This is a genomic window from Paenibacillus oleatilyticus (assembly GCF_018998565.1).
In the GTDB taxonomy this organism is placed as follows: domain Bacteria; phylum Bacillota; class Bacilli; order Paenibacillales; family NBRC-103111; genus Paenibacillus_G; species Paenibacillus_G oleatilyticus.
The window spans coordinates 1-319 of record NZ_JAHNZO010000206.1; the positions used below are offsets into that span (position 1 = coordinate 1).

Genomic DNA, 319 nt, shown 5'->3' on the forward strand with positions numbered 1-319 from the left:
TCCCTGATAGCTCAGTTGGTAGAGCACTCGACTGTTAATCGAGTTGTCACAGGTTCGAGTCCTGTTCGGGGAGCCATATGCTTCCATAGCTCAGTAGGTAGAGTGCATCCATGGTAAGGATGAGGTCACCGGTTCGATCCCGGTTGGAAGCTCCATATTTCGGCCCGTTGGTCAAGGGGTTAAGACACCTCCCTTTCACGGAGGTAACAGGGGTTCGAATCCCCTACGGGTCATTGTTCTGCTGGAGGCTTAGCTCAGCTGGGAGAGCATCTGCCTTACAAGCAGAGGGTCGGCGGTTCGATCCCGTCAGCCTCCACCA

4 tRNA genes are annotated in these 319 nt (G+C 54.9%); all 4 read left to right on the forward strand.

Annotated features, from left to right (window positions below):
• The 4 genes from KQX66_RS36985 (at window position 1) to KQX66_RS37000 (ending at window position 319) form a co-directional block, all read left to right on the forward strand.
• A tRNA-Asn gene (locus KQX66_RS36985) sits at window positions 1–76 on the forward strand.
• A 3-nt stretch (window positions 77–79) separates the two neighbouring features.
• Window positions 80–155 (forward strand) — tRNA-Thr (locus tag KQX66_RS36990).
• Between the two features lie 6 nt (window positions 156–161).
• A tRNA-Glu gene (locus tag KQX66_RS36995) sits at window positions 162–233 on the forward strand.
• A gap of 10 nt (window positions 234–243) precedes the next feature.
• A tRNA-Val gene (locus KQX66_RS37000) sits at window positions 244–319 on the forward strand.